Annotated in this window: 17 protein-coding genes, 1 pseudogene and 1 riboswitch; of the genes and pseudogenes, 8 read left to right on the top strand and 10 right to left on the bottom strand. The window is 72.0% G+C overall.

The window, feature by feature from the left end; genetic code table 11:
• Positions 1 to 130: 130 nt before the first annotated feature.
• Complete coding sequence (locus tag L2C96_RS11170) at positions 131 to 376, bottom strand: hypothetical protein (RefSeq protein ID WP_027936361.1); 246 nt, start codon at positions 374 to 376, stop codon at positions 131 to 133.
• A gap of 85 nt (positions 377 to 461) precedes the next feature.
• Here L2C96_RS11170 and L2C96_RS11165 point away from each other — a divergent pair, with 85 nt between their 5' ends.
• Entirely contained in the window at positions 462 to 1040 is a 579-nt protein-coding gene (locus L2C96_RS11165) for a TetR/AcrR family transcriptional regulator (RefSeq protein WP_020421478.1), read from the top strand.
• 292 nt (positions 1041 to 1332) lie between these two features.
• Here L2C96_RS11165 and L2C96_RS11160 read toward each other — a convergent pair whose 3' ends face one another.
• Entirely contained in the window at positions 1333 to 2013 is a 681-nt protein-coding gene (locus L2C96_RS11160) for a TetR/AcrR family transcriptional regulator (RefSeq protein ID WP_237336092.1), read from the bottom strand.
• 68 nt (positions 2014 to 2081) lie between these two features.
• On the opposite strand from L2C96_RS11160, the pseudogene L2C96_RS11155 reads away from it, so the two are divergent.
• Positions 2082 to 3193: pseudogene (locus L2C96_RS11155) on the top strand (FAD-dependent oxidoreductase).
• Positions 3194 to 3200: 7 nt separating this feature from the next.
• Here L2C96_RS11155 and trhA read toward each other — a convergent pair.
• Entirely contained in the window at positions 3201 to 3866 is a 666-nt protein-coding gene (trhA, locus tag L2C96_RS11150; RefSeq protein ID WP_020421475.1) for a PAQR family membrane homeostasis protein TrhA, read from the bottom strand.
• An 89-nt stretch (positions 3867 to 3955) separates the two neighbouring features.
• Between trhA and L2C96_RS11145 the strand changes: the two genes are divergently transcribed.
• Both L2C96_RS11145 and phoH2 read left to right on the top strand, forming a co-directional pair.
• Complete coding sequence (locus L2C96_RS11145; protein WP_020421474.1) at positions 3956 to 4732, top strand: isoprenyl transferase; 777 nt, start codon at positions 3956 to 3958, stop codon at positions 4730 to 4732.
• 418 nt (positions 4733 to 5150) lie between these two features.
• Entirely contained in the window at positions 5151 to 6464 is a 1314-nt protein-coding gene (gene phoH2, locus L2C96_RS11140; RefSeq protein WP_020421473.1) for an RNA 5'-3' helicase PhoH2, read from the top strand.
• Positions 6465 to 6503: 39 nt separating this feature from the next.
• On the opposite strand, the gene guaB1 is transcribed toward phoH2, so the two are convergent.
• Positions 6504 to 7943 carry a GMP reductase gene (gene guaB1 / locus L2C96_RS11135; RefSeq protein WP_237336090.1) on the bottom strand — a complete coding sequence of 480 codons (1440 nt, stop codon included), beginning with the start codon at positions 7941 to 7943 and terminating at the stop codon, positions 6504 to 6506.
• A 30-nt stretch (positions 7944 to 7973) separates the two neighbouring features.
• Here guaB1 and L2C96_RS11130 point away from each other — a divergent pair, with 30 nt between their 5' ends.
• On the top strand, positions 7974 to 8423 hold the full coding sequence (locus L2C96_RS11130) for a DUF309 domain-containing protein (RefSeq protein WP_237336089.1): 450 nt from the start codon (positions 7974 to 7976) through the stop codon (positions 8421 to 8423).
• 395 nt (positions 8424 to 8818) lie between these two features.
• On the opposite strand, the gene L2C96_RS11125 is transcribed toward L2C96_RS11130, so the two are convergent.
• The 3 genes from L2C96_RS11125 to L2C96_RS11115 all read right to left on the bottom strand — a co-directional run bounded on the left by L2C96_RS11125 (position 8819) and on the right by L2C96_RS11115 (position 12418).
• Positions 8819 to 9802: an ABC transporter substrate-binding protein gene (locus L2C96_RS11125; protein WP_237336088.1), complete on the bottom strand. Its 984-nt coding sequence runs from the start codon at positions 9800 to 9802 to the stop codon at positions 8819 to 8821.
• Positions 9803 to 9822: 20 nt separating this feature from the next.
• Entirely contained in the window at positions 9823 to 10842 is a 1020-nt protein-coding gene (locus L2C96_RS11120) for a FecCD family ABC transporter permease (RefSeq protein WP_237336087.1), read from the bottom strand.
• Between the two features lie 550 nt (positions 10843 to 11392).
• Positions 11393 to 12418, bottom strand: a complete 1026-nt coding sequence (locus tag L2C96_RS11115; RefSeq protein WP_020421468.1) for a FecCD family ABC transporter permease — start codon at positions 12416 to 12418, stop codon at positions 11393 to 11395.
• A 183-nt stretch (positions 12419 to 12601) separates the two neighbouring features.
• On the opposite strand from L2C96_RS11115, the gene L2C96_RS11110 reads away from it, so the two are divergent.
• A complete protein-coding gene (locus L2C96_RS11110; RefSeq protein WP_237336086.1) occupies positions 12602 to 14071 on the top strand; it encodes a CehA/McbA family metallohydrolase in 1470 nt (489 codons plus the stop codon).
• A gap of 409 nt (positions 14072 to 14480) precedes the next feature.
• Here L2C96_RS11110 and L2C96_RS11105 read toward each other — a convergent pair whose 3' ends face one another.
• Entirely contained in the window at positions 14481 to 15992 is a 1512-nt protein-coding gene (locus L2C96_RS11105; protein ID WP_237336085.1) for an ATP-dependent DNA ligase, read from the bottom strand.
• A complete protein-coding gene (locus L2C96_RS11100) occupies positions 15953 to 16879 on the bottom strand; it encodes a DMT family transporter (RefSeq protein ID WP_237336084.1) in 927 nt (308 codons plus the stop codon). The genes L2C96_RS11105 and L2C96_RS11100 overlap by 40 nt, the downstream gene beginning before the upstream one ends.
• A gap of 71 nt (positions 16880 to 16950) precedes the next feature.
• Between L2C96_RS11100 and L2C96_RS11095 the strand changes: the two genes are divergently transcribed.
• Positions 16951 to 17553, top strand: coding sequence for a TetR/AcrR family transcriptional regulator (locus L2C96_RS11095; protein WP_020421464.1), 603 nt, complete (start codon positions 16951 to 16953; stop codon positions 17551 to 17553).
• 46 nt (positions 17554 to 17599) lie between these two features.
• Positions 17600 to 17769, top strand: a riboswitch (cobalamin riboswitch).
• A gap of 44 nt (positions 17770 to 17813) precedes the next feature.
• A complete protein-coding gene (nicT, locus tag L2C96_RS11090) occupies positions 17814 to 18866 on the top strand; it encodes a Nickel transporter NicT (RefSeq protein WP_020421463.1) in 1053 nt (350 codons plus the stop codon).
• Here the strand turns inward: nicT and L2C96_RS11085 are convergent.
• Complete coding sequence (locus L2C96_RS11085; protein ID WP_020421462.1) at positions 18855 to 19409, bottom strand: sigma-70 family RNA polymerase sigma factor; 555 nt, start codon at positions 19407 to 19409, stop codon at positions 18855 to 18857. The genes nicT and L2C96_RS11085 overlap by 12 nt on opposite strands.
• Positions 19410 to 19495 lie beyond the last annotated feature (86 nt).

Raw genomic sequence — 19495 nt, 5'->3', positions numbered from 1 at the left:
CTGGCGCAACGTGTTCGCGTTACCTCGACCTGGCCTCCTACGGCGTGGTGAAGCTGACCGATGCCGGCCCGCGGCCGAAGGCCGTGTTCCACGGGCCTACAGCGCCGGCCGGGTCGCGGCCGGCGCCGCGTCAGGTGCGCTTCTTCTCCTTGGCGGTGCCGAGCGCCAGGATCGCGACGACCATCGCGATCGCCACGGCGCTCGGCACCACGTACCGCCACGCGCCGGCCAGGTCCAGCCCGCCGGAAAGCCAACCGAACACCCCACCCTGCCGTGCGCCGAGAATCGCCTGGACCAGCGGGACCGCGCCGAGCTGGATGCCCGCCACCAGGCAGACCAGTTGCGCGGCGTCGTATCCCGGCGTCTTCGTCGCCATGAGCACCCCCACAGTGTTTTCGCAATGCGTCTGCATTGTAAGAACGAGCCGGACGGCAATGCAAGTGCATTGCTAAGCTTGGCGCGTGCCCAGGCAAGTCGATCACGACCAGCGCCGCGCCGAACTGGCCGAAGCCCTGTGGCGGCTGGCAAGCACGCGCGGCATCGAGGCGGTGAGCCTGCGCGAGGTGGCCGCCGAGGCGGGGGTCTCGATGGGCCGGGTGCAGCACTACTTCGCGTCCAAGGACGACATGCTCGCGTTCGCGCTGGAGCTGGCGAACGAGCGCGCGGGGGCGCGGATCCGGGCGCGCCTGGCCGGGGATCCCGGGCCGGAGCGGATCCTGCGCGAGGTGCTGACCGAGATGCTCGGCCTGAACGCGGAGAGCAGGCAGTTCCTCCTGCTCGGCATCGCCTTCCTCAACCGCGCGATCACCAGCGAGGCGATCGCGACCCGGATGTCCGACGGCGACGCCGAGCTGCGCGGCTTCCTGGCGAGCCTGGTCGCCGCGGCAGTCGGTGAGCGGCGCGGTGTCGACCCGGACCGGGAGGCACGCATCCTGATCCAGCTGGCCGCCGGACTGGGCGTCGAGGTGGCACTGGGACAGACCGCCCCGGACGAGGCGGTCGCCACGGTGGACTACTACCTCCGGCGACTGCTCGGCTGACGAACGTCAAGCCCGGACCCGGATTCGGCATGATCACCGGCCGCGGGCTCGCGCGGTGGCAGGGGCTCGCAGCCTCGTCGGCGGAGTTCCGCCGCGCGGAGCGGGTGTTCTCGGTCGTCTGGGGAGCGGCGTTGCCGGACGAGTGCGTGGTCCGCGTCGTCGAGGTCTACACGCTCCCGGTCGCCACGATGGTCAAGCCCGGACCCGGATGTTCGTGCTCGCGGCCGCGATCGTGCTCGCGTTCCCGATCAGCGGGAAGCTCGCGGTCGGCGCGATGGAGCGCCTGACGCGGTCAGCGGGCGAGGTGGGCGCCGATGCCGTCGAGCAGGAAGTCCAGCCCCCTGCGGAACGTGGCGTCCGCGTCCGGCCTGCTGCCGTCGCGGACGAAGGCGGCCAGCGCGGGGTATCGGCCCGTCGCGAAGGCCCGTTCCAGGTACGGCCAGGACGCCGCCTGCCACTGCGTCTTGTCCATCCCGCTGGCCCGCTCGGCGCGCCGCTCGGCGATCTCCCGCCGCACGGCGCCGATGACGTACGAGTCGACGGCCGCGACCACCGGCAGGACGGCGTCCGCGTCGACGCCGCGCAGCCCGGCGACCACCGCCTCCAGCCTGGCCAGCGCGTTCGGCCCGAGCTGGGGTCGTCCGCCGAGCAGGTCGGCGAGCCATTCGTGCCGGTGGACGGCCTGCCGCGTGGCTTCGGCGAGTGACCGCAGCACTTCCCGCCAGCCCTCGCCGGAGGGCCGGATCTCCGCCTGCGCCGCGTCGACCATCAGGTCGAGCAGCTCCTCCTTGGTTTCGAGGTAGCCGTACAACCGCATCGGGCCGACGCCCAGCTCGGCGGCCACCTTGCGCAGCGACACGGCATCCAGGCCGTCCGCGTCGGCCAGGCGGATCGCCGCCTCGACGATCCGCTCCCGGCTCAGCGGCGCGGGCGCCGGACGGCTCGGCGGCTCGGGCCTCTCCCACACCAGCATGCGTTGACGATACATCGCATCCTGCAATACGGTGTATCGTAGAAATACACTGTATCGAAGGAGTGCTCGTGAACATCGCCATCGTCGGTGCCGGCCTCGGCGGGCTGGCCCTCGCCCGCGTGCTGCACGTGCACGGCATCGAGTCGGTCGTCTACGAACGCGACTCGTCGCGGCACGCGCGCGGCCAGGGCGGCATGCTCGACATCCACTCCGGGCAGCAGGCGCTGCGCGAGGCCGGGCTGTTCGACGGGTTCCAGGGGATCGCCCGGGGCGCGGGCCAGGACATGCGGCTCCTGGAACCCGACGGCACCCTGCTGCTGCAGGAGGACACGCCCGACGACGCCCCGCTCGACCGGCCCGAGGTGGACCGCGCCGACCTGCGTGACCTGCTCCTCGACTCCCTCCCCGAGCACACCGTGCGCTGGGGGCACGCCTTCCAGTCCGCGGCCGACGGCGTGCTGCGCTTCGCCGACGGCCGCACCGAGGGGTACGACCTGCTGGTCGGCGCCGACGGCGCGGAATCCCGGGTGCGCCCGCTGCTCACCGATGCCCGGCCGGTGCACACCGGCCAGAACACCATCGAACTCGGTATTCCGGACATCGACCGCACCCACCCGGACCTCGCGGCGATGGTCGGGCGCGGCAACTACTGGGTGCTCGGCGACCGCCGGTCCCTGTCCGCGCAGCGCAACGGCGACGGCCGCGTCCGCGTCTACCTCAGCTTCCACACCGGCGCGGACTGGCTGGCGACCAGCGGCATCCCGTTCGACGACCCCGCCGCGGCCAGGCGCGCCTGCTCGACCTGTTCGCCGACTGGCACCCGCGGATCACCGCGCTGATCGCGGCCTGCGACGACACCATCGTGCCGCGCGCGATCACCACGCTGCCGGTCGGCGTGACCTGGCCCGCGAAACCGGGCGTCACGCTGCTCGGCGACGCCGCGCACCTGATGCCGCCGGTGGGGCAGGGCGCCAACATGGCGCTGCTCGACGGTGCCCGGCTCGGCCAGGCGCTGGCCGCGCACCCGGGCGACCTCGCCGCGGCGGTCGAGGAGTACGAGCGTGAGATGTTCGAACGCACCAGCGCGGCCGCCCGGCACTCCGCCCGCATCCAGGAAATGCTGGCGGCGCCGGACGCGGCCCGGCGCATGCTCGCCTTCTTCCAGCCGTCGGGCCGCTGACCGCCGCTCAGGCGTAGATCGCCAGCCAGACGGCGATGTAGTGCGAGATCGCCGCCAGCACGGTGCACGCGTGGAAGAACTCGTGGTAGCCGAAGGTGTTGGGCCAGTAGTTCGGCCACTTCACCGCGTAGAACACCGCGCCTACGGTGTAGAACAGGCCGCCGACCAGCAGCAACACGAGCGCGGCCACCCCGGCGTGCGTGGCCAGCTCGGGCAGCACGAAGATCGCCACCCAGCCGAGCGCCACGTAGATCGGCACGCCGAGCCAGCGCGGCGCGCCCGGCCACAGCATCTTCAGCGCCACCCCGGCCAGCGCGCCGCCCCAGACCACGCCCAGCACGACGTACCCGGTCGGCTTCGACATCGCCAGCAGCGTGAACGGGGTGTACGTGCCCGCGATGAACAGGAAGATCATCGAGTGGTCCGCGCGCTTCATCCACTGGTAGGCACGCGGGCTCCACAACCGGCGGTGGTACAGCGCGCTGACGCCGAACACGCCGAGCACGGTCACCCCGTACACCGACGTGGCCAGCGCGGCCAGACCGGACACCGTCGCGCCCGCGAACGCGACCAGCGTCGCCACACAGGCGAGCGCGCTGAAGAACGTCCAGAAGTGGATATGGCCGCGGAGCCGGGGGCGGGTGTCGACGAAGGGTTCGGTCTCTACGGTCACACCAACAAGGTTACGGCGACGTAGGTTCCGCGCCAGTCAACCGTGGCCCGGCCCACGTCGCTTTCGGACCCTGCGTACATTGGTTGGACGTGAGTCTTCGCTCCTTCGGGTCCAAGCTTGTCTACGGCATCTACAGCCGCCGTCTGATCCAGCAGGCCGCGGGCAAGCACCCGCGGCACATCGCGATCATGCTGGACGGCAATCGCAGGTGGGCACGGGAAGCCGGCTTCACCGACGTCGCCGACGGGCACCGCGCGGGAGCGCGCAAGATCGCCGACTTCCTCACCTGGTGCCGCGAGGCCGACGTCGAGGTCGTGACGATGTGGCTGCTGTCCACGGACAACCTCAGCCGCGCCACCGAGGAGCTCGAACCGCTCCTGGAGATCATCGCCGACGTCGTCGACGAGCTGGCCCACCCCGGCAACCCGTGGCGCATCCGGGTGGTCGGCGCGCTGGAGCTGCTGCCCGAGCCGATCGCCAAGCGCCTGCAGTCGGCCGCGGCGAGCACCGAGAAGCGCACCGGCATGGAGGTCAACGTCGCCGTCGGCTACGGCGGGCGGCAGGAGATCGCGGACGCGGTCAAGAAGCTGCTGCTCCAGCACGCCGACGAGGGCACGTCCATCCGCGAGCTGGCGAAGATCCTCGACGTCGACCACATCTCCGAGCACCTCTACACCTCGGGCCAGCCCGACCCCGACCTCATCATCCGCACCTCCGGTGAGCAGCGGCTGTCCGGTTTCCTGCTGTGGCAGTCGGCGCACTCCGAATTCTGGTTCACGGAGGCCTACTGGCCCGCGTTCCGCAGGGTCGATTTCCTCCGCGCGCTCCGTGACTACGCGTGGCGGCACCGCCGTTTCGGTACTTGACAACACGTTCCGTGCCGATCCGTTGATTTCTCCTCTACCGACGGTGAGATGACAACCTGGTGAATCACCTGCCTGGCTGCCTGCACGAAACGGCGAACGCAGGTAACTTCCGAAGTGATGGCTCGTGACCTTGCGGACCATCACGGGAGGCCCTGGTAGTGGCGGTTGTAGAGCAGACGGCGCGTGAGCCGTTCGCGATACCCACGAGGGGGCCGGCGCCCGGCCCTCGTGGCCCTGCGCGCTGACGCGGAAGCGTCAGCGAAGAGCGGACCAGCCAGGGTGGTGCCCGGCCCAGCGAGTGTGGGCGTGGTGCCACGTCCACGAGGGAGATGCCGTCGTGACTACGCAGCGTTCGCCCCGTAAGGCCTCCGGCCGCTCACCGAATTCCGCGGAGGGCCCCGCAGAACCCCCGAGTTCCGTGCCAGGGCAGCACACCTATGTCCTGGACACCTCGGTTCTGCTGGCCGACCCGTGGGCCATCACGAGATTCGCCGAGCACGCCGTGGTCCTGCCGTTGGTCGTGATCAGTGAACTGGAGGCGAAACGGCATCACCCCGAACTGGGCTGGTTCGCGCGGGAATCCCTGCGTCAGCTCGACGACCTGCGGCTCAAGCACGGCCGGCTGGACGCCCCGATCCCGATCGGCGACTCCGGCGGCACCCTGCACGTCGAGCTGAACCACTCGGACCCGACGGTCCTGCCGCCCGGGTTCCGCACGGACTCCAACGACCACCGGATCCTGGCCTGCGCGCTGAACCTCAAGGTCGAGCGCGAGGCGGTCACCCTGGTCACGAAGGACATCCCGCTGCGCGTCAAGGCCGGCGCCGTCGGCCTGCCCGCCGACGAGTACCGCGCGCTGGAGGTCGCGCCGTCCGGCTGGACCGGGATGGTCGACGTGGAGGTCCCGCAGGAGGCGGTCGACGCGTTGTTCCGCGACGGTGTCGTGGACCTGGCCGAGTACGGCCTGCCCGAGGTGGGCGAGTCGCCGTGCCACACCGGTCTGCGGCTGGTCGCCGGTTCGGGCAGCTCCAGCGCGCTGGGCCGGTTGACGCCGGCCAAGAAGGTCAAGCTGGTCCGCGGGGACAAGGAGGCGTTCGGCCTGCACGGCCGCTCGGCCGAGCAGCGGATCGCGCTGGACCTGCTGCTCGACCCGGACATCGGCATCGTGTCGCTCGGCGGCCGCGCCGGCACCGGCAAGTCCGCGCTCGCGCTGTGCGCCGGTCTGGAGTCCGTGATGGAACGCCGCGAGCACCGCAAGGTGGTCGTGTTCCGGCCGGTGTACGCCGTCGGCGGCCAGGACCTCGGCTACCTGCCGGGGTCGGAGTCGGAGAAGATGCAGCCGTGGGCGCAGGCGGTGTTCGACACCCTCGGCGCCTTGGTCAGCCAGGACGTGCTGGACGAGGTGTTCGACCGCGGCATGCTGGAGGTCCTGCCGCTGACGCACATCCGCGGCCGGTCCCTGCACGACTCGTTCGTGATCGTGGACGAGGCGCAGTCGCTGGAGCGCAACGTGCTGCTCACCGTGCTGTCGCGGCTGGGCACCGCGTCCCGCGTGGTGCTCACGCACGACGTCGCGCAGCGGGACAACCTGCGCGTCGGGCGGCACGACGGCGTGTCGGCGGTGATCGAGAAGCTGAAGGGCCACCCGCTCTTCGCGCACGTCACCCTGACCCGCTCGGAGCGGTCGCCGATCGCCGCGCTGGTCACGGAGATGCTGGAGGACCACGGGTAAGCGTGGGCGGGGCCGCCTCGGGTGAGGCGGCCCCGTTCCTCACCAGCCGGCGGGCAGCGGCCGCCCTTCGGCGAAGCCGGCGGCCGACTGGATGCCCAGCACCGCGCGGCGGTGGAAGTCCTCGATGTCCCGCGCGCCCGCGTAGGTGAACGCGGACCGGACGCCCGAGCAGATCTCGTCGATCAGGTCCTCGACGCCGGGGCGCTGCGGGTCGAGCAGCATCCGCGACGACGAGATGCCCTCCTCGAACAGGGCCTTGCGGGCGCGCTCGAACACGTTGTCGGTGCGCGTGCGGGCGCCGACGGCCCGCTTCGACGCCATGCCGAACGACTCCTTGTAGGGACGGCCGTGCTCGTCGTAGCGCAGGTCGCCGGGGGATTCGTGGGTGCCGGCGAACCAGGAACCGACCATCGCCGCCGACGCGCCGGCGGCGAGGGCCAGCGCGATGTCACGGGGGTGGCGGACGCCGCCGTCGGCCCACACGTGCTTGCCCACCTCGCGGGCGGCCTTCGCGCACTCCAGCACCGCGGAGAACTGCGGCCGGCCGACGCCGGTCATCATCCGCGTGGTGCACATCGCGCCGGGGCCGACGCCGACCTTGACCACGTCCGCGCCCGCGTCGATGAGGTCGCGGGTGCCCTCCGCGGTGACCACGTTGCCCGCCACGACCGGCACCGCGGGCGAGACCGAGCGGACGGCCTTCAGCGCGGCGATCATCTTCTCCTGGTGGCCGTGCGCGGTGTCGACCACGAGCGTGTCGATGCCCGCGGCCAGCAGCGACTCGGCCTTGGCGGCGACGTCGCCGTTGATGCCCACGGCTGCGGCGACCCGCAGGCTGCCCTGGGCGTCCACGGCCGGGGTGTAGATGTCGGCGCGCAGCGCCGCGGTCTGGGTGAGGATCCCGGCGAGCTTGCCGTCGGCGTCCACACCCAGCGCGATCTGGGCGCCCGCGGCGTGCAGGCGCTCGAAGACCTCACGGGAGGGGGTGTCGAGCGGGCAGGTCACGGGCGGCTCGTAGGCCACTTCGGCGACGCGCGCGAAGCGGTCGACGCCCGTGCAGGCGGCCTCGTCGACGATGCCCTGCGGGCGGCCGTCCTCGTCGACCACGACGACGGCGCCGTGCGCGCGCTTGCCGATCAGGTTGAGGGCGTCCGCGACCGCGTCACCGCCGGTGAGGACCAGCGGGGTGTCCCAGGTGGTGTGGCGGCTCTTGATCCAGCCGACGATGTCGGCGACCGCGGCCGGGTCGACGTCCTGCGGCAGGACCACGAGCCCGCCGCGCCGCGCGACGGTCTCGGCCATCCGCCGCCCCGCGACGGCGGTCATGTTGGCGACGACGATCGGGATCGTGGCGCCGGTGCCGTCGACGGTGGACAGGTCGACGTCGAAGCGCGATTCCACGGCCGAGCGGTTGGGCACGAGGAAGACGTCGTCGTAAGTGAGGTCGTGAGCGGGCCCGTGGCCATCGAGAAAACGCACGAGTCCCCAGACTACGGCACAATCGGCGCCATGGCCGATCGGGACCGCGACGCCGAGGGCAAGCCGCGAAACGCCCGCCCGCGCGACGGGCTGGGGCGGCCGCTGCCGTACGGGACGCCGGGGGTGGAGCGCCAGCCGGAGGGCATCGCGCGCACGCCGGCGGAGACGGTGGAGGAGGCCCAGCGCCTGTTGGACGCCGGCAGACCGTTCCACGCGCACGAGGTGTTCGAGGACGCGTGGAAGTCCTCCGACGGCCCGGACCGCGGGTTGTGGAAGGGACTGGCGCAGCTGGCGGTCGGACTGACGCACGCCGCACGCGGCAACGCGAAGGGCGCGGTGTCACTGCTGAGACGCGGCGCCACGGCGATCGAGCCCTACGCGGCGGAGTCCCCGCACGGGATCGAGGTCGTCGGGCTGGTGGCGTGGGCCAGGGAAGGCGCGGAGGCGCCGGAGAACCTCCGCACCCCGCGGCTGAGCTGACGCGCCGCGGCGAACCCGCCGCCCCCGGCGAACACGGGGTCACCGGCCGCCAACACGGCGTCACCGGCGGCCAAGGCGCCACCGTGCCCGCGCGACATGCCGCCCCGGCCAGCACAGCGCCACCGGCGGCCAAGGCACCACCGTGCCCGCCCGACATGCCGCCCCGGCGGCCAACACGGCGCCACCGGCGGCCAAGGCACCACTGTGCCCGCCCGGCACGCCGCCCCGGGCGGCCAGCACAGCGCCACCGGCGGCCAAGGCACCACTGTGCCCGCCCGACATGCCGCCCCGGCGGCCAGCACGGCGCCACCGGCGGCGGACGCCGCGCGCGCCGTGTTCGCCGCTCCGGGTGCCGTGTTTGCCGTCCCGGTTGCCGTGTCGGCCGACCGCCGGGGTCAGACGACCTTGCGGGACGCCTCCAGGTTCGCGGCGAGGTTGTTCAGCGTGCGGGCCTGCGCCACGTAGTCCATCGACGAGAACTCCCACGGGAACACCTGCCCGGCGGCGGCCGCCGGCGTGCGGGCGAACGTGGCCTGCTGCATGAGCGTGTCCTTGTCCATCGCGCGCAGCGAGTACAGCACCACGTCGGCCGGGTACTTGCCGATGTTCTCCCAGCTGACCTGCTCCCAGTAGTACTTCGAGCCGCCCGGGTCGGGGTAGGTCAGGCCGAGCTCGGTGTAGCTGCGCAGCGCCGGGTCGTCGGCTGCCTTGCAGATGTAGACGCCGTCGCCGGGGTAGGCGGCGACCGCCATCACGGTGAGGCCCTTGCCGGTGGCGTTCTTGAACCGGGTGCGGGCGGTTTCGTAGGCCTGCTTGGCGTCCGCGGCCGGCTCGGTGCCCAGCGCCTTGACCAGCTCCACGGTCCGGTCGACGACGTTGGTGGCGGAGCCGGCCATCTTCAGCGCGACGATCGGCGCGATCTCGGCGACGGCCTGCTGCTGGGTGACGTCCTTGAACCCGTACAGCGGCTGGGTCGGGTCGATCTTGCCCGTGCTGTCCACGGGGTAGGCGTGGGTGAGGATCAGGTCCGGCTTGGCGGCGGCGAGTGCCTCGATGTCGATCTCGCCGTAGGTGCGGCCCACCTCCTTGACCTGGCTGAGGTCGCGGCCGGTGAAGTTCACGTCGTCGGCGAGGCCGGTGTAGCCGAACGAGGCGACCGGCGTGATGCCGTAGTTCCACAGGGACGCGATGGCGTCGTTGAGGCCGGCGATGCGCGTCGGGCGGGCGTCGAGGTCGACCTTGGTGCCCAGGTCGTCGGTGAAGGACCAGGCACCGCCGCTCGCGGCCGAGTCCGATCCGCTCGAACCGCACGCGGCGAGCAGTCCGGTCGCGGCCACGGCCAGGCTGCCGGTGAGGAAGGTCCGGCGGGTCGCTGTCATGGGGTCACCTTTCTTCGGGGTCAACGTCGTCGGAGGAGGAGCCAGATGAGGTACGGGGCGCCGATGGCGGCCGTGATCAGGCCGACCGGGACCTCCCAGCTGAACGCGGTGCGGCCGAGCAGGTCGGAGGCCTGGACGAGCAGGGCGCCGCCGAGCGCGGACGCGACCAGCGGCGGCCGGGACCCGCCGGTGAGGCGCAGCATGATCTGCGGGGTGACCAGCGCGACGAAGCCGATCGGCCCGGCGGCGGCGACCGCGGCCGCGGTGAGCCCGACGCCGACGCCGATCGTGCCCAGCCGGGACGCCTGGATGCGCACGCCCAGCCCGGCGGCCGCGTCGTCGCCGAGCTGGGTGACGGCGAGGGTGCGGGGCAGCGTGAGCGCGGCCGGGATGAGCAGCGCGGCGAGGACGAGCAGGGGGATCGCCTGGTCCCAGCTGACGGCGCTGATCGAGCCGACGAGCCACACCGTGGCCTGCGCGGCGCTGTTGATGCTGGCGAGGATGAGGAGCCAGCTGGTGAGCGCCGTGAGGACGGCGCCGCAGCCGATGCCGACCAGCACCAGCCGGAAGCCGTCGACGCCGTGGCGCCAGGAGAAGCCGTAGACGGCCGCGGCGGCGACGAGACCCCCGACGAGCGCGGCCACGGGCACGCCGATGGTGGTGATCCCGCTGGCGAGGCTGTAGACGCCGCCCCCGAAGACGATCACTGCGACCGCGGCCGCGGAGGCGCCCCCGGTGACGCCGAGGATGTCCGGGGTGGCGAGCGGGTTGCGGGAGATGGTCTGGGTGAGGGCCCCGGCCATGGCGAGGCACGCGCCGGCCAGGCACCCGGTGACCGCCCGCGGGACGCGGAGGTCGAACAGGATGTGCCGGTCGATGCGGTGCCCGCCACCGGTGAGCAGCTCGGGCAGCCGGCCGAGCGGGATGGGGTACTCGCCGACGGTCACGCCCACCGCGGTGACCAGCAGGAGAGCCACGAGCACGACGAGGCAGACGGTGGCCGCGCGGGTGTTCCACCGCACGCCGAGGGTGGTGGTCATGCGTGCCCGCCTCCGCGGGTGGCCTGGGCGGCGAGTGGTGCGCCGGTAACTCCAGGACGGTGCTGAACGACCTGGACCGGTGCGCCCATGCCGCCGCGAGCCGCGGCTGCCTGGGCAGCGGAACCGCCGAGGCGGGTGGCGAGCCTGGACGACGCAGATTGACGGCTGGTGAGCACCGGCCGGGCTTGGCGGGCGATCAGTACAAACGCGCCGCTGCCGAGGATGGGCGGCCTGATGTCGGCTGGGGGTTGCGCCGCGGCCGTGTTCGGGTGGTCGGTGGGTGGGGTGGCGCTGGCTGGGGGTTGCGCTGCGGCCGCGTTCGGATGGCCGACGGGTGGGGCGGCGCTGGCTGGGTGTCGGGCCGCTCGGGCGGGTTGGGTGTATGCCATCAGAGCTTCACCAGCCAGGTGCCGCGGGCGATCAGGAAGAATGGGGCCCTGCCGAGGATGGTCGGCATGATGTCGCCGCCCGGCGGCTAAGCCCCTGTCATGTGCGGGTGGGGTGGCACTGGCTGTGTGCCGGGCCGCGCCGATGGGTTGGGTGTGTGGCATCAGAGCTTCACCAGCCGGGTGCGGCGGGCGATCAGCACGAATGCGCCGCCGCCGAGGATGGCCAGCGTGATGCCGGCCGGGATTTCCGCTGGGGCGGCTATCAGGCGGCCCGCGACGTCCGCGAGCAGCAGCAGCACCGCGCCGGCCAGGGCGGCACACGGGAGCAGCCACCGGTGGTCCGGGCCGGTCACGGTGCGCACCACGTGCGGGACGATCAGACCGAGCGCGGCGATCGGCCCGGCGGCGGCAGTCGCGGCGCCGGCCAGCAGCGTCACCGCCGCCAGGCCGACCAGGCGGCTCGCCGCGACCGACTGGCCCAGCCCGCGCGCGGTGTCCTCGCCCAGCGAGACCGCGTTCAGCGCCCGCGTGTTCAGCATCGCCAGCACCAGCCCGGCCACCACGAACGGCAGGATCCCGAGGCTGATGCTCGCGTCGCGGCCGCTGATCGAGCCCACCACCCAGCGGCGGTAGACGTCCAGCGTCGGGTTGTCGCTCAGGATCACCAACGACGTGAAGGTCGACAGCAACGCCATCACGGCCGCCCCGGCCAGCGCCATCGGCACCGGGCTCAGCTGCCGCCCGCTCGACCCGATCGCGAACACCGCGGCCGTCGCGATCAGCGCCCCCGCGAAACCGAACCACACCTGGCCGCCTGGATCGACCACCCTGAGGAACTGCGCGGCCAGCGCCACCGCGAGCGCGGCACCGGCGTTGATGCCGAGCAGACCGGGATCGGCCAGCGGGTTGCGGGTGTGCCCCTGCATGAGGACGCCGGCGGCGCCGAGCGCGACACCGACGAGCACCCCCAGCGCGGTGCGTGGCAGGCGCACGTCACGCACGATCGTCGCCGCCTCGCTGCCGTCGTCGTGCAGCAGCACCTGGACGGCGGTGCCGATGCCGAGGTGGTTGCTGCCCAGGACCAGGCTCAACGCGACGGCGACGACCAACGCCACCAGCAGGGACACCAGGAGCAACAGCCGGCGCGGCGTCGTCCTGGTCACCGAGGGTGACATGATCGCGTTCACGCTGTGCAACTTAGCTTAGCCGAACCTAAGCACGGAAGTGTGACGTTCGTTCAGGTTCTGGACACGCGGTGTACGGGCAGCCGGCTCACGAAGGTCATCCGCCGCTGATGACATGGCCGTATGTGCATGGGTTGCGGAGTTTCCCGACGCGGTTTCCTGCAGGCGGCGTCGGTGGCCGGCGCGGTGACGCTCGCACCGGTGGCGTTCGCCGAGGCCGCCGAGGGCCAGGCCGAGACCAAGGTGCTGACCGGCCGGTTCGAGCCGGGCACCGCGGACTTCGTCTACCTGCCGGTGGAGGTGCCGGCCGGGGTGAGCCAGCTGTCGGTGGTCTACACCTATGACAAGCCGACGGTGCCCAGCGGGACGCCCGGCAACTCGTGTGACATCGGCATCTTCGACAGCCGCGGCACCGCTCTCGGTGGCGACGGCTTCCGCGGCTGGTCCGGCGGCTTCCGCGACCGCTTCTCGATCAGCCGCACCGAGGCCACGCCCGGCTACCTGCCCGGTGACATCACGCCCGGCACCTGGCACATCGTCCTCGGCCCGTACACGATCGCGCCGCAGGGGCTGAACTACCGCGTCGAGGTGACGCTCACCCACGGCCCGGCGGGCGCGCCGTACCGCCCGAACTACCCGTCCGAGCGCACCCGCACGCGCGGCCGCCAGTGGTACCGCGGCGATTGCCACCTGCACACCGTGCACTCGGACGGCAAGCGCCTGCCTGCCGAGGTGGCCGCCGGCGCGCGGGAAGCCGGGCTGGACTTCATCACCTCGACCGACCACAACACGTCGTCCTCGCACGGGGTGTGGGGCGAGTTCGCCGGCGACGACCTGCTGATCATGCTCGGCGAGGAGGTCACCACTCGCAACGGCCACTGGCTCGCGCTCGGCTTGCGGCCCGGCCAGTTCGTCGACTGGCGGTACCGGTCCCGCGACGGCGAACTGCCCGAGTACCAGCGTGCGGTGCACCGCTCCGGCGGCCTCTGCGTCGCCGCGCACCCGTACTGCCCGTGGGTCGGGTGCAACTTCAAGTTCGGCTACACCGGCTTCGACGCGGTCGAGGTGTGGAACGGCCCGTGGACGTGGGACGACGACGCCGCCGTGTCCGAATGGGACAACACACTGGTGGAATCCGTGCGCGGCAAGGGAAGCTGGCTGCCCGCGATGGGCAACAGCGACGCGCACAACCCCGGCCAGACGATCGGCCTGCCACAGACCGTCGTTCTCGCCGACGCGCTCACCTGGGACGCGATCCTCGACGGGATCAAGGCCGGGCGCAGCTGGATCGCCGAGTCGGCCGCGGTCGACCTGTCACTCGCCGCGACCGGACCGCGCGGCCAGGTCGCCGGCATCGGCGATCGTCTCGCCGTGGCGGCCGGGGACAAGGTCGCCGTGCGGCTGGACGTGTCGGGCGTGCCGAACGGGACCGTGCGGCTGATCACCGACGAGGGTCAGGTGTTCCAGCAGAGCCTTCCCGCTTCGGGTACCGGCAGCGTGACGTGGCTGACCACGCCCGCGGTGTCGGCTTATGTGCGTGCTGAGGTGCGTCACCCCCTTGCTGATGGTTCGGCGGGTGCTCCCGCGTTGTCGGCTGGTCTCAACTTCGGCGCCATGGCGGCGATGACGAACCCGATCTTCCTCGGCCGGGTGTGATGGTGGGTTGGGCTGTCGGCGAGTTGGTGCGTGTGGGCGGTTCGGGGGCAGGGTGGTGGTGTTCCGGTTCGGGTGTTGGGCAGGGAGTGTGGGGTAGCGCGGTGTTCTGGTTGTTGGTGAGGTTGCCCGGTGTTTTGGGTAGCCGGAGGGTGGGCTCGGTGTTTCTTGGCCGGGTGTGATGGTGGGGTTGGGCTGTCGGCGAGTTGATGCGTGTCGGCGGCTCGCCGCCGGGTGGTGACGGTCCGGCCTTGGCGCTGGCAGGAAGTGTTGCCGTATCAAGGTTTTCGGCTCGTTGGGCGCCGGAAGTTCGCCGTCGGGCGGTGGTGCTCCGGCTCGGGTGACGGGCAGGGGGTGTTGTGGTAGCGCGGTTTTCGGCTCTTGGCGAGGCAGCCCAGCGTCTGTTCGAGCATCACCCCCGGAGCGTCGCGCGGACGGCGTCGATGGTGTCCGCCTCGGCTGGGTCCTTGTCGGGGCGGTAGCGCACCACGCGGGCGAAACGCAGTGCGACACCGCCCGGGTAGCGCGTGCTGACCTGGGCGCCGTCCAGTTCGATCTCGACCACCAGCTCCGGCCGGACATGCACGGTCCACTTGTCCCTGTGGGTCTCGATCTCCTGGAACGTCCTGGTCTGCCACGCCAGGAGCTCGTCGGTGAGGCCCTTGAACGTCTTGCCCACCATGATCGGCGGGCCGCCGTCCGGGTCGCGTGCGCCGAGGTGCAGGTTCGACAGGTACCCGGTGCGGCGGCCGTGGCCCCACTCCGCGGCGAGGACGACGAGGTCGAGCGTGTGCACCGGCTTCACCTTCAGCCACGCCCGGCCCCGCCGCCCCGCCGCGTACGGCGAGTCGAGCGCTTTCACCATCACGCCCTCGTGCCCGGCGTCGAGGGCGGCCGCGAGGATCGCGTCCGGATCGGACGGTTCCGTCCGCCCCGGGATGAGGTGCTCGCCGGCCACCCGGCGCAGCGCCTCGTTGCGCTCCCGCAACGGCTTGTCGAGCAGGTCCGTGCCGTCCAGGTGCAGGCAGTCGAAGAAGTACGGCTGCAGCAGCAACGCGCGCACCTGCTCCTCGCGCGTGCTGCCGAACCGGCTCATCGTCTCCTGGAACGGCCGTGGCCTGCCGTCGTCGGTCAGCGCGAGCGTCTCCCCGTCGAGCACCACCGACCGGCACGGCAGCGCGCGCACCAGGGACACCAGCTCGCCCACGTGCTGGGTGATCTCGCGCAGCGTTCTCGTGTAGACGTGCACCTCGTCGCCGTCGCGGTGCACCTGTATCCGCGCTCCGTCCATTTTGTACTCGACGATGGCCGACGGGTGCTCGCGCACCGCCTCGTCGAGCGATTCGGCCGGGGACGCCAGCATCGGCCGCAGCGGACGCCCCAGCTCCAGCCCGAAGCCGCCGAGCGCGGCCTCGCCACCGGTGACCGCGGCCGCGGCGGTGACCGGCAGCTGCCCGGACAGCATGAACGCGCGCCGGACCGCTTCGGCGGGCACGTCCGCCGCCGCCGCGATCGCGTCGAGCATCACGCCCTCCAGCGCCCCCTGCCGCAGCTCACCGGTGAGCAGGCGGAAGAGGAACTGCTGTTCGGCTTCGGTGGCGCGGGAGAACAACTCCGTCAGCAGGCCGGCCCGGCGCCTGGCCGACCCGCTGCCCGAAGCGGCTCCCACTTCGCCGAGGACCTCGTCGACCCCGGCCACGGTCAGGTTCGGTTCGTCAGCCGGGCGCGCGCCCAGCTCGGCCAGCGTGCGCCACCCCGTCCCGATCCGGCCCTGGGTGGGCCGTCCGGTCAGGAAGGCGACCACGGCGGGCAGCTCCCGCTCGTCCGCGCGGTTGAGCAGGTCCGCCAGCGTCGCGATCTTCGCCTTGCGCGAGCGGGTGGCCGCTAGCGAGGCGGAGGCTGTGACGACGTCGGCGAGCAACATGCGGACATCATCTCCCGCCCCACCGACAATTTCCGGGGACGCAGGACCAGCGCGACCGCGCCGAGACAGACGACCAGCCCGAGCAGGCCACGCAGCGTGATCGTGTCGTCGAACATGAGCCAGGCGAGGATCATCGTGGTAGGCGGTGTGAGGTACAGCAGGCCGGACACGGTCGTCACCGAGCTACGACGAAGGACCAGCCAGTAGCAGCCATATCCCCCGAACGTGGAAAACACGACGACCCACCCGACCGCGACCCAGAAGTCCGGATCCGCCGGCGCGACCAGCTGCCCGGTGGCCGCCGCGATGCCGGTGAACAGCACCGCGCTGGTCACGCACTGCACCACCAGCCCGTCCCAGAGCGGCACGGCGGAGGCCGTCTTGCGTTCGATGAGCGTGGCCGCGACCAGTGCGAGCATCGCCAGGAACGGCAGCGCGTAGGCCAGCGGCGGGGTGCCGGGGCGGCCGGACAGGTTGTCGCCGACCACCAGCGCCACCCCGGCCAGCCCGCCGACCAGCCCGGCCCACCGCAGCGCGCCCGCGCGTTCGCCCAGCACGAACTGGCTCAGCACCACCGCGACGATCGGCTGCAGCGCCGCGATCAGCGCGGACGTCCCGGCGGCCACGCCGAGGTCGGCCGCCGCGTAGACGCAGTACAGGTACGCGCCCTGGGAGAGCACACCAAGACCGGCCTGGATCGCGGCGTCGCGCGGCCGCATCGAGCGCCGCCGGACCACCCACCACACGCCGAGCAGCAGCCCCGCGGCCAGGAACCGCCAGGCCAGGAGGGACACCGCGCCGCCGGAGCTGGCGCCCAGCGTGGCGCCGACGAACCCGGAGCTCCAGAACAGGACGAAACCGCTTCCGGCGACGACGTTCCCCCGCATGCACCCTCCCGCACAGGTATACCGGTCTGTATAGCCCACGGTAGCTATACCGGTCGGTGTACTGTCAAGTCGTGGAGACGGACAAGCCGCTGACCCCGGCCGCCGAACGGATCCTCACGGTCGCCGGGAAACTGTTCTACGACAACGGGATCCACGCGGTCGGTGTGGACACGATCGCCGCCGAGGCCGGGGTCACCAAGAAGACCCTGTACGACCGGTTCGGCTCCAAGGCCGACCTGGTCGCGCTCTACCTGCGCCGCCGGGACGAGCGGTGGCGGGAGCGGGTGCGCTCCTTCGCGGGCTCCCGGACGACTCCGGCCCAGAAGCTGCTCAGGGTGTTCGACGCGCTCGCCGACTGGCTCGACACCGAGAACACGCGCGGCTGCGCGTTCGTCAACGCGCACGCCGAACTGCCGTCGGCCGACCACCCCGGCCGGCAGGTGATCGCGGCGTCGAAGCAGTGGTTGCTCGGCTACCTGCGGGATCTGGCCGTGGACGCGGGCGCGCGGAACCCGGCACGGCTGGCGGAGGCGCTGCTCGTCCTGGTCGAGGGCGCGACGGTCGCGGCGTCGCTGGAGGTCGCACCGACGGCGGTCGCCACGGCCAAACGCGTCGCGAAGTCGCTGGTGGACGAAGCGACGGCGGCGCAGCACAACTCGGCGTCCCGGCGGTAGGGCGCCGGTCACCGGGATGGCTCTTGCCCCGCCGCGAGGCCGAAACGTACCGTGAGCGGGCCGTGGTGCTCGGGAAGTCCGGTGTGAAACCGGCGCGGCCCTCGCCACTGTGAACGGGAAGTCCCGGCCCGGGACAGCCACTGGACGCGAGTCCGGGAAGGCGGGCCGCGGATGTCGATCCGAAGCCAGGAGACCGGCCACGGCACGTTGGACCATCCACGAGGTGCTGGAAGGCGGTCTCCATGGGGACTTCACCCACCATGTCCTGGCGCAGGCAGGACACCTACCGCACGGGCCTGTTGCTGCTGGCGATCGTCGTGTTGCACGCGGTCGCGTTCGGGATTCTCGCGTTGCTCGTGGTGCCCGGGCACTACGCCGTCGGCGCGCAGGTGTTCGGCTTCGGGCTGGGGCTGACGGCGTACACGCTCGGCATGCGGCACGCGTTCGACGCCGACCACATCGCCGCGATCGACAACACCACCCGCAAGCTGATGGCCGAGGGGCAGCGCCCGGTCTCGGTCGGGTTCTGGTTCGCGCTGGGGCACTCCACCGTGGTCGTCGTGCTGGCGGTGCTCGTCGCGATCGGCGCGAAGGGCATCCTGAGCTGGACCGAGGACGGCTCCTCCGCGCACAAGGTGCTCGGCGTGATCTCCACCGGAGCGTCCGGCGGGTTCCTGTACCTGATCGGCATCCTGAACCTGGTCGCGTTGATCGGCATCTGGAAGGTGTGGCGCGAGCTGCGCCGCGGCCGCTTCGACGAGGCCGAGCTGGAGGCGCGGCTCGACTCGCGCGGGTTCGTCAACCGCTTCCTCGGCAGGCTCACCCGCTCGATCCGCCGCCCGGGCCAGATGTACCTGGTCGGGCTGCTGTTCGGCGTCGGATTCGACACCGCGACCGAGGTGCTGCTGCTGGCACTGGCCGGGTCCGGCGCGGCGGCCGGCCTGCCCTGGTACGCGATCCTGTGCCTGCCGCTGCTGTTCGCCGCCGGCATGAGCCTGTTCGACACGCTCGACGGCACGTTCATGAACTTCGCCTACGACTGGGCGTTCGCCAACCCGGTCCGCAAGATCTACTACAACCTCACGATCACCGGCCTGTCCGTCGCGGTGGCGCTGGTCATCGGCACGATCGAGCTGGTCGGTGTGGCCAGGGACGACCTGGGCTGGTCGGGCGCGCTGATCGACTGGATCGCGGACATCGACCTCGACAGCGTCGGCTACATCGTCGTCGGGTTGTTCGTGGTGGTGTGGGCGGCCGCGATCGCGTACTGGCGGCTCGCCAGGGTCGAGCACCGGTGGAGCTCAGCCGAGTGAGGCCGCCCGCCCGTTCGAGCTGAGCGCTGCGGTCAGGTCCTCGCGGGCCCGGAACACGCGGGACCGGATGGTGCCGACCGCGCAGTCGCACACCTCCGCCGCGTCGGCGTAGGACAACCCGATCACCTGCGTGAGCACGAACGCCTCGCGGCGCTCCGGCTCCAGCTCGGCGATCAGCTTGCGCAGCACGACGAGCCGGCCGTGGTCCGGCGTCTGGGCGCCGCTCTGCTCCGCGGTGGCCACCCAGTCGTCGACCTGGCTGGTCTGCGGGCGGCGGCGGGTGCCGCGCAGGTGGTCGGCGGCGACGCGCTTGGCGATCGACAGCAGCCACATCCGGGCGGGCGACCGGCCTGCGAACGACGGCAGGGCGGCGAAGGCGCGCAGGTAGGTCTCCTGCACCAGGTCCTCGGCGACGCCGGGGTTGGACAGGTAGGTCAGCAGGCGGTGCAGCTGTCGTTGGGTGGCGGACACGAAGCGCTCGGCGGCCACCCGATCGCCGCGCGCCGCCAGGAAGGCGTCCCGGGTGATCTCGTCGTCGTCCACGTTCGCGTTCCTCCCAGTGCGGCCTGACGGTGCGGGCCCTGACCGATGACCTTATGGCCTCCGCGGCATCCGGCGTCAAGGAAACA

The sequence above is a fragment of the Amycolatopsis tucumanensis genome, from assembly GCF_021654135.1.
Lineage (GTDB): Bacteria > Actinomycetota > Actinomycetes > Mycobacteriales > Pseudonocardiaceae > Amycolatopsis_E > Amycolatopsis_E tucumanensis.
The sequence above is the reverse complement of the archived record's forward strand: the minus strand, read 5'-3'. Positions and strand labels throughout refer to the sequence as shown.